Source organism: Thalassospira profundimaris (genome assembly GCF_003326755.1).
GTDB lineage: Bacteria > Pseudomonadota > Alphaproteobacteria > Rhodospirillales > Thalassospiraceae > Thalassospira > Thalassospira profundimaris_B.
On sequence record NZ_JPWH01000026.1, the window covers coordinates 1 to 13442 of the forward strand.

Annotated in this window: 10 protein-coding genes; 5 read left to right on the forward strand and 5 right to left on the reverse strand. The window is 55.3% G+C overall.

All coding sequences use genetic code 11. The annotated features are described in order from the left end of the window. Positions 1-108: 108 nt before the first annotated feature. Positions 109-534, forward strand: coding sequence for a bleomycin resistance protein (locus TH25_RS20855; RefSeq protein ID WP_114090212.1), 426 nt, complete (start codon positions 109-111; stop codon positions 532-534). Between the two features lie 621 nt (positions 535-1155). Further along, positions 1156-1956 (forward strand): SapC family protein, encoded by an 801-nt coding sequence (locus TH25_RS20860; RefSeq protein WP_258549251.1) that lies wholly within the window; start codon positions 1156-1158, stop codon positions 1954-1956. A gap of 109 nt (positions 1957-2065) precedes the next feature. On the opposite strand, the gene TH25_RS20865 is transcribed toward TH25_RS20860, so the two are convergent. Together TH25_RS20865 and TH25_RS20870 are read right to left on the reverse strand one after the other, a co-directional pair. Then, complete coding sequence (locus TH25_RS20865) at positions 2066-3247, reverse strand: fumarylacetoacetate hydrolase family protein (RefSeq protein WP_114090213.1); 1182 nt, start codon at positions 3245-3247, stop codon at positions 2066-2068. A 204-nt stretch (positions 3248-3451) separates the two neighbouring features. Then, complete coding sequence (locus tag TH25_RS20870) at positions 3452-4087, reverse strand: trimeric intracellular cation channel family protein (RefSeq protein WP_114090214.1); 636 nt, start codon at positions 4085-4087, stop codon at positions 3452-3454. A gap of 151 nt (positions 4088-4238) precedes the next feature. On the opposite strand from TH25_RS20870, the gene map reads away from it, so the two are divergent. Then, complete coding sequence (gene map / locus TH25_RS20875; RefSeq protein ID WP_114090215.1) at positions 4239-4991, forward strand: type I methionyl aminopeptidase; 753 nt, start codon at positions 4239-4241, stop codon at positions 4989-4991. Between the two features lie 77 nt (positions 4992-5068). Here the strand turns inward: map and TH25_RS20880 are convergent, their stop codons facing one another. Together TH25_RS20880 and TH25_RS20885 are read right to left on the reverse strand one after the other, a co-directional pair. Next, complete coding sequence (locus TH25_RS20880; RefSeq protein ID WP_114090216.1) at positions 5069-7261, reverse strand: malate synthase G; 2193 nt, start codon at positions 7259-7261, stop codon at positions 5069-5071. A 239-nt stretch (positions 7262-7500) separates the two neighbouring features. Further along, on the reverse strand, positions 7501-8853 hold the full coding sequence (locus TH25_RS20885; protein WP_258549252.1) for an MFS transporter: 1353 nt from the start codon (positions 8851-8853) through the stop codon (positions 7501-7503). Positions 8854-9377: 524 nt separating this feature from the next. On the opposite strand from TH25_RS20885, the gene TH25_RS20890 reads away from it, so the two are divergent. Then, positions 9378-10343, forward strand: a complete 966-nt coding sequence (locus TH25_RS20890; RefSeq protein ID WP_220151471.1) for a TAXI family TRAP transporter solute-binding subunit — start codon at positions 9378-9380, stop codon at positions 10341-10343. 78 nt (positions 10344-10421) lie between these two features. After that, on the forward strand, positions 10422-12203 hold the full coding sequence (locus tag TH25_RS20895) for a TRAP transporter permease (RefSeq protein WP_114090217.1): 1782 nt from the start codon (positions 10422-10424) through the stop codon (positions 12201-12203). Between the two features lie 97 nt (positions 12204-12300). Here TH25_RS20895 and TH25_RS20900 read toward each other — a convergent pair whose 3' ends face one another. After that, positions 12301-13338 carry a Rossmann-fold NAD(P)-binding domain-containing protein gene (locus tag TH25_RS20900; RefSeq protein ID WP_114090218.1) on the reverse strand — a complete coding sequence of 346 codons (1038 nt, stop codon included), beginning with the start codon at positions 13336-13338 and terminating at the stop codon, positions 12301-12303. Between the last annotated feature and the right edge of the window lie 104 nt (positions 13339-13442).

Below are 13442 nucleotides of genomic sequence, written 5' to 3' on the forward strand. Positions count from 1 at the left end.
CGGCGAAGCCGCGCGCAGATTGCGGGCCTTTCCTTATCTACAACACGAAGAAGCATATATATTATTGTAGCTGATTATAGGTCGTGTCATTGAAGGTTGAGACATACGATGCCCAATGCCCTTGTGCCTGAATTTGCCGTATCTGACTGGCGAAAATCCAGGGCGTTTTACTGCGATATTCTGGGGTTCACATGCCTTTATGAGCGCCCGGAAGAAGGGTTTTGTTACCTTGCGCTTGGCAAGGCCGAGATCATGATTGATCAGATCGGGGAAGGGCGGACCTTTGATGATGGGCACCTGCCACAGTCCTATCCGTTCGGTCGGGGGCTTAATGTGCAAATCCGTGTGGAAACCATTTCGGAGATGGTTGCAGCGCTGCGAGAGCAGGAGATCGCGCTTTACCTTGAACCAGAGGAAAAATGGTATCGGATTGGAGATATGGAATCCGGTAATCGCCAGTTTGTGGTCGCTGATCCTGATGGTTATCTGTTGCGGTTCTTTGAGGAACTGGGGGAGCGATCTTGCCAGGGGTGAGGCTGGCATAGGCCGTATCAGTCATAAGCCCCATTTGTTTTACGGCCTTGCTGATGCAGATTAAGGCGCGACATGACGGGCGTGCTTTTAATTCAGATGGCCGGATAGCCTGAACTATCCGGCCATTTTTATTTTAGAGTCCTACCTATTTAGGTTGAATCACAAATTCCTTAATTTTGCTTCAATCTAAATGGGTAGGATTCTAATGTCTGGTAGGTGGGGCCGTATGGCTTGAGCTGACTGTTCAAGACAAGTAAAGCATCGCTTTGCGCAGGCTCAGCAAGGGCAAAGCCCGCAGCAAAATCTGGCCCCCCGCAATCAACAAAAAGCCCCTCATAGGCGCACTCTTGTTAAGATGACACGCAGTAAAAATGGGACGTTCCGTTCAGTGATAGCTGTTGCAACGGCAAGGACCGGGCGTGTATTGAGGATAGGTAAAGGGAGGTTCGTTTCCCGGTTGCGTTCTGTCAGGGGCGACGGTTGGACGGTTTGTGGCAGATTTGCTGCGCACATATGATTGTCGATCGGGGCTTTCGATATGGATCGAGAGAGACGGGAAGGAACTGCGGACCGTTTTTAAGCAGCCGTTTTCGGCTGGCGTTAGGAAGATGTGAGGGTATTTTGGCAAAAGAAAGCAAAACGAACGGCGCGGCAACCAAAACTGCAGCAGGTGCTGCAACTGCGGCAGCACCTGCTGCCGGTGCATTGCCGCTGTTTTACAGCAAGCCGCGTGCGGTGCTGGCGGAACGGCATGGCAATATGTCGTTAACCCCGACCTCGGATTTTTCATTTGCTGCCAACACCAATTCTGTGCCCATTGTGGCAACCGAACTGCCGATGGTGTGCAAGAATTATCCCATCCTGTTCACCGACGGGGCACAGACCCAGATGGTTGCGCTGCTGGGCCTGCGCGCATCTGAAAATGTGATGGTCGATGACAAGGGCAACTGGGCCCCGGGCACCTATGTTCCGGCCTATATCCGCCGCTATCCCTTCATCTTCTTTGAAAATGAAGACAAAAGCCAATATACCCTTTGCGTCGATGAAGATGCCAAAACCGTTGTCGAAGGTACGGAAAACCCATTCTTTGTTGATGGGGAACCGTCCAAAATGACGCAGGGTGCGCTTGATTTCTGCCGTGATTACCAGGCGCATTATGCTGCGACGGCAGAGTTCCTCAAGGCCATCAGCGAAGCGGGCCTTCTGGTAGAAAATCGTGCCGATGCAACGCTGGCCGATGGCCGCAAGCTTAGCCTGTCGGGTTTCAAGGTGATCGATGAAACCAAATTCAATGAATTGGACGATGAAACCTTCCTGGCGTGGCGCAAACGCGGCTGGCTGCATCTGGTGTATTGCCATTTCATTTCCAATGGCAACTGGAATGCGCTGATCGAACGCACCGCAATGAAGACCGCAAATTAAGCGGGTCGTAACCGGCCATAAGGCAGAAAACAGATAAAACAAAACCCCGGTGCTTTTCAAAGGGTGCCGGGGTTTTGTGCATTTAAAGCGGGTTTGTTCGCCGCGAGGGTTATTTCAGCAGGCCGCGCCGGGCGAGATTCGACATCAGGGCGGTGATGCCAAAAGTCCAGGGGCTGATTTTATCAGAACGGTCCACCCGGTTAATCAGCGCGCCCAGTTGCGGCGTCGAGATTTTGACACTATCGCCAATTTCATGGGTAAAGCCTGCCCCTTTGGCCCCGCGATCCTGAACCGGAGCAAACATGGTGCCCAAAAACAGCATGAAACCATCGGGATATTGATGATGCTTGCCAATCGCCTGCCCGACCAGGCTTTCGGGCGAGCGGCTGATTTTGCTCATGGAACTGACCCCTTCAAGATGGAAGCCATCTTCGCCATCAATGGTCAGCGCAATATCGGCCGATTTCACATTTTCAAGGGTGAAGTTGCCATCAAACAGGCGAATGAACGGGCCGACCGAACAAGACCCGTTATTGTCCTTGGCCTTGCCCAGCAAAAGGGCGGAGCGCCCCTCGACATCGCGGAGATTGACGTCATTACCCAGTGTGGCGCCAACAATGCGACCGGTTGATGTAATCGCCAGGACCAGTTCCGGTTCCGGGTTGTTCCAGTGCGAAATCGGGTGCAGGCCGACATTGGCTCCGGGTCCGACGGATGACATGGGCGGGGCCTTGGTGAAAATTTCCGCATCCGGGCCAATGCCGACTTCCAGATATTGCGACCAGGCCCCTTTTTCCAGCAGCACCTTTTTAATATCGGCTGCTTTGTCGGAGCCCGGCTGAATTTGTGAGAGGTCTTCGCCAATAATTTCGGTAATTTCACGGCGGATCTGATCGGCCTTGGAGGAATCGCCCCGTGCCTGTTCCTCGATCACGCGTTCAAGCAGGCTGGAAACAAAGGTCACACCGCTGGCCTTGACCGCCTGAACATCGTTGGGGGCCAGCAGGTGCATTTTGCCAGGGTCGCTATCGGGTATGCTGTTGGCAAGAACGTCATCAAGCGTGCCCAGAACGGGGAAATCAGCCGCATTGGCAAGTTTTGCCACCAGATCGTCACGCTCCAGAAGCTGGCTGGTGGTGGGGGCAAGTGCGCTGATGTCGTGGAGCGATCCATTTGCCAGCAAAACCGGCGTTGGGCCGCTGGCGCGCGGGTCCCAGACCCGGCCAATCAGAAGGGCGGCGGTGCTATCTTTTGGCAGAATATCCTGGGCGGTCATTGAGTGTTCAAGCATTAAACGGGCCTGTTATTTTTCATGGGGTCCGAAGAGGGGCACGGCACGAAAGATTTGGTGCCGATGCAACCCTGCAAATATCTTTGCCGACTACATCATGGAAAATGTGTTTTATCAATAAAATACCGAATCCTTTTTCAAAAGGGCACAAGAGGCAGGCAAAAGCCCACCCTGTGCCCCGTTGAACCTCTTTGTTTTCCGTTCCTAATATTCGCGGCCCGGACGAGCCCGATAAACCGGGAAACTGAGCCGGAATTTAAGGGCGGCTGCCCGCAGGGCAAAGGCGCACAAAAATGCCACCAGGGCGACGGGCTGCTTGGGCAGTTCAAGCATTGCTGTGCCGACGGTATAGATCAGGGCCCCCAGCAGGGCCGAGGTAATGTAAATTTCCGGCCGCAGAATAAGCGGCAATTCATTACAGACCACATCGCGCACCATGCCGCCAAAGGTGGCGCTGATCATGCCCAGAATGATGGCAACCAGTGGCGAAAGATTAAGGTTAAGGCCAATCGCCGCCCCGGTCACGCCAAACATCGCCAGGCCCAGCGCATCGAGCCAGAGCAGCGCGATATAACGGCGTTCAAGCAGATGGGCGGTAAAATAAACGACAACGGCGCTGACAATGCAGGTGATGATCCAGGCGGGATCGCGGATCCAGAAAACCGGGGTTTCGCCGGTAATCACATCGCGCACGGTGCCGCCACCAATGCCGGTAAAGGTGGCAATCAGGACAAAGCCGACAATATCCATTTGCCGGCGCGAGGCTTCAAGCGCACCGGTTACGGCAAAAACCGCAACGCCGGTCAGCTCCAGCCAGTAGGTCATGTCGGTCATGGTCATGATTTTATCCGTTGCCATGTTTTCAGGGACGTTTCACCCTCTAGCATAGTGGTCACACAGCGATCTGCCAGTGTGATTTTTGCAAGGGATGGCCCCGTTTACAGCGGGCTGTCTTCTTGACTTTCCCGGACCAACATCGCATAGCCTTTTTATGACGATCAAAAACGAAAAAGACCTTGTCGCCATGCGCCGGATCGGGCGTTTGTGCGGCGACATTCGCGATGCCATGTGTGCCGCCGCCGAACCGGGCATGACCACAGCCGAGCTGGATGATATCGGCCGGGCGATGCTGGACCGTGCCGGGGCGATTTCCGCGCCGGAAGGGGAATATAATTTTCCCGGTGCCACCTGCATCAGTGTCAATGAAGTGGTGGCGCATGGCATTCCCGGTCCGCGCGTGTTGCAGCGCGGGGATTTGGTGAATGTTGATGTGTCGGCATCGCTGGATGGCTATTTTGCCGATACCGGGGCCAGTTTTGTGCTGGGCGGGTTTGAAGCCAGCCGACCGGAAATTGAAAAACTATGTCATGATGGCAAAAAGGTCATGCTGCGGGCGGTCAAAACCGTGCGTCATGGCACGCCCTTGCGTGAAATTGGCCTGACGGTGGAAAATTTCGCCCGCAAAAATGGCTATACCCTGATCCGTAATCTGGCGAGCCACGGGGTGGGGCGGTCGCTGCATGAAGAGCCCAAAACCATCGCCACCTGGGATGAACCGCGTGAGCGCCGGACCCTGAAAAAGGGCCAGGTCATTACCATCGAGCCGTTTTTGTCCTTGGGATCGGAATGGGCGACCGAAGACAAGAATGATGGCTGGACGCTTTATGCCGATACCGGTGCGCCCACGGTGCAATATGAGCATACCGTGGTTGTCACGCCAAAGGGGTACGAGATTCTGACCTGATGTGAGCGCGTTTGTCTGATAAACAACAATGCCCCGCAATTGATACTGCGGGGCATTGTTGGGGGATTCACGTGGTTTTACGCCCCGTATTTTGCCTTGGCCTCGCGGCGGCGGGCATGAAGCACGGGTTCGGTATAGCCATTGGGCTGTTCGCGCCCCTTGAAGATCAGATCGCAGGCGGCCTGAAAGGCAACGCTATCGTCAAAATTGGGTGCCATGTTGCGATAATCCGGGTCGCCGGCATTTTGTTCGTCAACCACAGCGGCCATGCGTTTTAAGGTTTCCATCACCTGTTCTTCGTCGCACAGGCCATGATGCAGCCAGTTGGCAATATGCTGGCTGGAAATACGCAATGTGGCGCGGTCTTCCATCAGGCCGACATTATTGATGTCGGGCACCTTGGAACAGCCAATACCGGCATCGATCCAGCGCACGACATAGCCCAGAATCCCCTGGGCATTATTGTCCAGTTCGGCCTGGATTTCACTGCGCATCGGATGCTGGTCGCCCAGACGCGGAATGGCGAGGATGTCATCGAGGCTCGCACGTTCGCGTTTGCCGACTTCATCCTGAACCGCACGGACATCAACCTTGTGATAGTGCATGGCATGCAGGGTGGCTGCCGTGGGCGAGGGCACCCAGGCGCAATTGGCCCCCGCCTTCGGATGGCCGATTTTGGCTTCCATCATTTCGGCCATGCGGTCCGGTTTGGCCCACATGCCCTTGCCGATCTGGGCAATGCCCTTCATGCCGCATTCAAGGCCGACATCGACATTCCAGTTCTCATAGGCATGGATCCAGTACTGATCCTTCATGGCTTCCTTGCGCACCATCGGCCCGGCTTCCATGCTGGTATGGATTTCATCGCCGGTGCGATCAAGGAAGCCGGTATTGATAAAGACTACCCGGTCCTGTGCCGCCCGAATACATTCCTTGAGATTGATGGTCGTGCGGCGTTCCTCGTCCATGATGCCGACCTTCAGGGTATGGGCAGGCAAGCCAGCGGCTTCCTCGGCAAAGGCAAACAGGTCGCTGGTCAACTGAACCTCTTCCGGGCCGTGCATTTTCGGTTTGACGATGTAAATGCTGCCCATGCGGGAATTGGTGACACTGCTGTTGCCCTCAAGGTCATGTTTGGCAATAACGGCGGTCATCATGGCATCCAGGAAGCCTTCGGGCACTTCGTTGCCATCGGCATCCAGCACGGCATCGGTCGTCATCAGATGGCCGACATTGCGCACCAGCATCAGGCTGCGGCCTGGCAGGGTAACTTCCTGGCCATCAAAGCCCTGATAGGTGCGGTCCGCATTCAGGCGGCGGGTCAGGGTTTTACCGCCCTTTTCAAAGCTTTCCTCAAGGGTGCCTTTCATCAGGCCCAAAAGGTTGCGGTAGACCAGGGTTTTGTCCTCGGCATCGACGGCGGCAATCGAATCCTCGCAATCCTGAATGGTGGTCAGGGCGGATTCCATTAGCACATCGGCGACATGGGCCGGGTGGTCCTTGCCGATGAAATGCGTGGGGTCAATCGAAATTTCGATATGCAGGCCATGATTGCGCAGCAGGATGGCGCTGATGGCATCATCCTTTTCATTAAAGCCAATAAACTGAGACGGCAAGGCCAGGGCGGTTTCGGTGCCGTCCTTCAAGGTTGCCTGCAGCGCCCACCAGCCCGCACCATTGTCGCGGACTTCGTATTTGACAACATCCTCGTGCAGGCCATTGGCCAGCGGTGCGGCATGATCGAGGAAATTGGCGGCATAGGCAATAACGGCAGCCCCGCGTTTGGGGTTAAAGGACGTGCCTTTTTCCTTGCCATCGGCCTCGTCAATCACATCGGTGCCATAAAGCGCATCATACAGGCTGCCCCAGCGGGCATTGGCCGCATTAAGCGCATAGCGTGCATTCATCACCGGTACCACCAGTTGTGGCCCGGCAACACGGGCAATTTCCGGGTCGACATTGGTGGTGGTAATATAAAAATCTTCGCCTTCGGGCAGAAGATAGCCGATTTCCATCAGGAAATCCTTGTAGGCGGCGGGGTCGCGGGCCTGATCACGGCGTGAGAGGTGCCAGTCATCAATTTTGGCCTGCAATTCGTCGCGCCTGGCCAGCAGGGCGCGGTTGCGCGGGCCCAGTTCTGTCACCAGCTTTTCAAAGGATGCCCAGAACGCGTCCGCGTCCACACCGGTACCCGGCAGAACTTCGTTTGCCACCAGATCGTGCAACACCGTTGCAATCTGAAGGCCACCTTTGCTGATTCTTTGGGTCATGTTTCCTCTCGCCAGTGATCATGATGCACCAGGCCCGTTTCTGCCTGATTGTTCGGCCCATAGCATAGGTGTCCCCCCTGGCAGGGTCCACCACAGCTTTCAAATTTATGGGATGTTTTCCGTATTGTGGAAAACGTTTGAACCGGCGAAATGATCCATGCGGCGACGGACATTTTTTGTCACCCGGCAGAAACCCGGAAAACTCCGGGAAACGTGCTTTTTCGCTACCAGGTCGTGCTTCAGTCGCGGGGCTTTGGTATATCCGCATCGGATATGGCGTCGTCGGTGTGGTCTGTTGGGCGGGCGTCGTCCATGTCGTCTGGTGCTGTTTCGTCTTCGGTGCCGGTGTCGTCGGTTTCTTCAGCCAGCGGGGCAAATTCCGTCACCATAGGTGTGGTACGGGGCACGGCAACGAATGTCCCCTGTTCTTCGAGGCTGATACGACGGCCAAAACCGGCACGATAAGTGGCAAAAACAGCCATGCCGAACGCCACGATGGAAAACAGGAGTGGCAGGCCCCAGGGGCCAAAATAATCGAGGAACATGGAACCGACAATCGGACCGGAAGCCGCCGATCCGCCATAAACAATCAAAAGCGCGCCACTGGCCGGGACAAAATCATCCGGGGTTAGATAGTCATTCACATAAGCCACCGAGATGGCATAGACCGGCATGGTGAAAACACCCAGCACCGCTCCCCAGATCGACAGATGGTCGCGAATGGTATCAGGCATCGCATAGGGCACCAGCCCGGTAAAAATCAGGCCGACCAGCATGGCAATCAGCACATATTGGCGCGGAACCATGTCAGAGGCACGGCCAATTGGCCATTGCAGCAACATCCCGCCCAAAATGACAAAGAACATGAAGGTGGCGATGTCCGCCGTCGGCAGGCCAAGGTCGGCGGCAAAAACCGGGCCAACACCATAAATGGCACCGGAAAACACACCACTGCCTGCCGCGCCGACAAAACCCAGCGGCGAAATTTTGAACAGGCGGCGCAGTTTCATGCGATCGCCACTGACAGCGGAGGGGGGCGGCTGCCGGGTCAGGGCAATGGGCACCAGCGACAGCGAGAGCAACACCGAGGCCAGGGTAAACAGCTCAAACCCGGAAATGGGCGAGAGGTTGAGCATGAGCTGCCCCAGCGCCAGCCCGCCCAGCGAGACGGTCATATAAGAGGCCATCATCGCGCCGCGCGATGTGTTGTCGACCTGTTCGTTCAGCCAGCTTTCCACCACCAGATACAGGCCCGACAGGCACAGGCCCGTCATGGCGCGAAACAGCGACCATGTGATGGGATCAACAAAAACGGCGTGCAGCAACGTAATGGCAGACCCGGTAGAGGCCAGGGCGGCAAAGGTGCGAATATGCCCCACCCGGTTCACCAGTGACGCCCCCCAGATGATGCCGCCGACAAAACCGGAATAATAGGACGCCATAATGATACCGGTATAGATCGGGGCGAAGCCCTCGGATGATGCGCGCAGTGCCAGCAACGACGATTGCAGCGAAGACCCTGAATTCAGGGTGAAGGCTGCAAAAAGTGTTGCCGATAGGGCAATAATCATCGCGATGGGTGAACGCGGCATGGGCCAACCTCTGGGGCGTTGTGATACGCGGACAAATACCCTGCCGGATCGACAGGCGGCCTGTCAATCTGACCAGGTAAACATAAAATCTTTTCAGAAACGTATCTTGTGACGGGGTGTTCCGACCATTCTCTCATAATGGTTGGCGTTCCTGTATTATGTTTGCCGCACATAGGGCATTTTTTCGTTAAATACCAGCCTTCAATTTGCAACCGTGACACGACAGGGCAGGATACCCGACAGGGGCGATATAGAGGCGGGTTACAATGCCGGGCTTTGGCAGGGCGCAAATGAAAATAAATACTGTGCCAGAATAAATAAATTCCCGGTTTTGCCGGCCTGCAAAACGGGGCGACAAGAGACTTGACCTTTGCAGGACAGATGCTTTCTATGGGCTTAATCGGGTTGAGTTTTGCGCAATCGGCCTGTTTTTGGGGCGGAATTTTGCGCAGCAGATTATTTGACGAGATGCAAACGGCCAGAATGAAAGTTTACAGGGCTGGCTGAAAAACGGGAGGATACCCTTGAAAATATTGCGCACAATTGGCCTTCTTGCTGCGGGGATGGGCCTGCTGGGCGGGTTAAGCACCGCCGCACAGGCTGAAACGCGGGTAACGCTTAAATCGGCAAAATCGGCATCATCCTATTACCAGATGGCCGCCCAGCTTGCCGAGGCCACCAAAACCGGCACCGATGGCGAGATTATTGTCACGGTCGAGGAAAGCCAGGGGTCGGTACAGAATGTGATGGAAGCCTCGGTCCGTCCGGGCAATTACATGTTCACATCACCACCCGCTTTGGTTGAAGCCGCCCGCGACGGCAAGGGGGCCTTCAAAGGTCGCCCGACCGAAAAGTTTGCTGAAATTCGCGCCCTGTTTCCCATTCCCTCGCTGACCATGCACTTTGTCGCCCGGGCTGATCGTGGCATCAACAGCCTGGATGATCTGGCGGGCAAAACCGTGCTTTTGGGCAAGGGCTCCTTCGGGGCAAAGGAAGGCGAAAAATACCTGGAACTGTTTGGCCTGAAAGACAAAGTGAACCTTGCCAGTGCCGAGCTTTCCAACGCCGTTGCAGCACTTAAAAACGGCCAGATCGATGCCTTTGTGACAGCCGGTTCGTGGCCTGCCCCCAATGTGATCGAGGCGGCGGCAGGCATGGATGTGAATGTTCTGTCGCTGACGGACGAACAGATTGCCAAAACCGGCCGTGATCTGGCGGTGATTCCTGCCGGAACCTATAACGGCCAGAGCAAAGACATTCATACATCCTCGCTTTCGGTGGTGGCCTATGCCACCACGGCAATGGATGATGACACCGCCTATACGCTGACCAAAACCTTTTGGGATCAAAAAACCAAAATGGGCCAGGATGCGAAATGGTGGAAAGGGGTAACACCGCAGATGCTTGCCAATATCAAGGGCAAGATCCATCCCGGTGCGCTGCGCTATTACGCCGAAGCCGGTTTTCCGGTACGCGACGATCAAAAATAAGCGTTTTTAAACTTTAACTGCCCTTGTGGCCCGGTATGTCGGTTGCTGTCATGCCGGGCCTTCTGTTTCAGGAATATCATGCAATCTGCTGTCAAACCCGGTTTGGGCCGATGGGTCTGGATCTCTCTTGGGGCCTTATCCATTGTCTTTCATCTGTGGCTGATTTTTTCGGGTCTGGTGCCCAATCTGGTCAGCCGCCCGCTGCATATGGCGCTGGCCTTGCCCTGGGCGCTGATTTTTGTCGCCAAAACGCCCGTGCAAAAAGTGACGGGTGCGCTGTTTACGGCAGTCGGGCTGTTTGGCTGTCTCTGGATTGCCTTGCATCATAGCGAGCTTTCCGATCAATACGGCTTTTTGACCGATAATTTCCAGGTCATCCTGTCGCTGGCATTGCTGGTAACGGTGTTGGAAATGGCGCGCCGGGCCATTGGCTGGCCCCTGCCGCTGGTGGCAAGCCTGGCGCTGATTTACGGGTTTTGGGGGCAGTATATTCCTGGCGAATTTGGTCATGGCGGTTTGCCGGTGGAAAGCATGCTGGGTACGCTCACCATTGCCGAAGGCGGCCTGTGGGGGAGTTTGACCGGTGTTTCGGTAAGCATCGTTGCCATTTTTGTTATTTTTGGTGCGGTTTTGAATGCCGGTGAAGCAGGCCAGGGTTTTATGAATGTCGCCGGCGCGGCGGCCGGGCGGTTGCGCGGCGGGGCAGCCAAGGTATCGGTTATTTCATCGGCTTTGTTTGGCTCCATTTCCGGGTCGGCATCTGCCAATGTGGCCTCGACGGGGGCGATTACTCTGCCTGCCATGACCAAACTGGGTTATCCCAAACGCCTTGCTGCCGCGGTTGAGGCGGTGGCATCATCGGGCGGGCAGATCATGCCGCCCCTGATGGGCGCGGGGGCCTTTGTGATGGTCGAACTGACCGGCCATCCCTATGCCGAAATCATGGTGGCGGCACTGCCACCGGCGATTTTGTATTTTCTGGCCGTCTGGATTGGCATTAACGCCTATGCGGGGCGGTATGACCTGCCCGGCCTGCCGGAGGAGGATCAGCCAAGCCTGCGCGCCGTTGTCATTACATCGGCCTTTTTTCTGGTGCCGTTTGTTATTTTGCTGTGGGGCATGTTTGGCGGGGGCTATACCCCGCAATATGCGGCCTGCATTGCGCTTTTGGCCGGGGCGGTGTTGCTGTTTTTTGATGCCCGGCTGACCTTTGATGTGCGGCGCAGTCGCGACCGTTTTATCGATGTCTGCCTGAATGCCGGGCGTCAGGTTTCCATGATTGCCGCGATTATTTTGTGTGCCTCCATCGTCATTGGCGTGCTGGGCTTAACCGGGCTTGGTGTTAAAATTACTTCGCTGTTGCTGTCAGGTTCTGGCGGCATGTTGTGGCCCGCCCTGTTGTTAACCGCCATTGCCTGCCTGGTGTTGGGCATGGAAGTGCCGACCACCGCGGCCTATGTGATTTGTGTGTCGGTTGCCGGGCCTGCCCTGGGTGAACTGGGCCTTGATCCCTTACAGGCGCATTTGTTTGTGTTCTGGTTTGCCCTGCTGTCCACCATTACCCCGCCGGTCTGTGGTGCGGTTTTTATTGCGGCCGGTATGGTCGAGGAAAACTGGCTGAAGGTTGCCGGTACAGCCATGTCGCTTGGCGTTGGGCTTTATCTGGTGCCGCTGGCAATGGTGGCAAACCCGTCGCTGTTGCTTTTGGGATCGCAGCCTTTATTGGCCCTTGGCGTGTCACTTAAGGTGGCGGTGGGGCTGGGCGCCATTTCGTTTGGCATTATATCCCCGCGTATTTGGCCGCTGCGCATTGCGTTGATCGGGGGTGGGGCGGCGATAACTTTTCTGTTCGGGTTTTAACCGTCCGGCAAATTTGCCGTCATGATGATGTGCGGGAACCCGGTGCAGGGTTCCCGCCATTTTCGTGTTTAAAGGTCAGGAATGGCTGATCTCCGGTTCAGGCAAACAACTGTGCCCGGGTATTTTCCGAAATATCGGCAAGGTCGATAACCCGTCCGCCCATGCTTTCCAGACGATTGAAATAGTTTTTCTGATCCAGCAATTGGTAGGGAAAATACAGACCCGGTTTGAGGGGCGTTTTGCCATCCAGCCCCACCATGCGTTCGAGAGACATGGCAACACCCAGTGCCGTTAAGGGCATTTGGCCCTGTGGATGGAAAACGGCATGACGGCTGTGTTTCGCGTTGCCTTTATGATCCGTTCCTGAAATCTCGATAATGATTTCCGTTGACATGGGCAAGCCCTGACGGCGGGACGATGTTTCACCAATCGCCAGATCAAACGAGATATTTGCCGCGTTGGTGGCATTGAATAGTCCCATTACATCATAGGGTGACAGGGCAATGGCTGGTGTGTATTGGCCATCGATGGCATGAAAACCCGATTGGGCATCATCCCCTACACGCCAGTAGAAAGCACCATCCTTGCGGGTCAGGGCCGCAGGCAGGGTTTCACCAAGACGTTGCATATCGATGTCTGTCGCCGGGCCGCCATTGTCCTGTTCGTCTATCAGGGCGGCCATTTTGACGCTTTTAATTGTGGCAAAGTTCTTGGCAATTTCGATGGCGGGAATCGTGGTTGCCCCCACCAGCCATTCCGCCCCCATAACAATGGCGGATGCGTCTGGTTTGTTCATATAGGCGGCGACTTCGGGGGCGATTTCCGAAAGACCCGATGAAATGCTGATATGGGGAACTTTGCGGCTTTGTGCAAAATGCAATGCGGCAAGGGTATCATCTTTGAAAAAGATGGCGACGGCAGAAACCGCACGGTCTTTCAGGCCCAGATTTTCATCTGACAGATCAATAACGACACCTTCCGCATTACCGATTTCAGCGGCAACTTTTTGCGCCTTTTCAAGGTTTCTTGCACCGATCAGCAACGGAATCCCGGGATTTTGTGCACGCAGATATTGGGCGGTCTGTTTGCCGACAAAGCCGGTTCCACCCACAAGTAAAATGGGGAATGTTGACATGGTATTGCCTTTCCATATTGGGGCGTTTCTCATAGTATGACGCGGTCAACGCCATGACTTACCAAAGGTAACTTACTATACGTAACTTACCTTTGGTAAGTTTT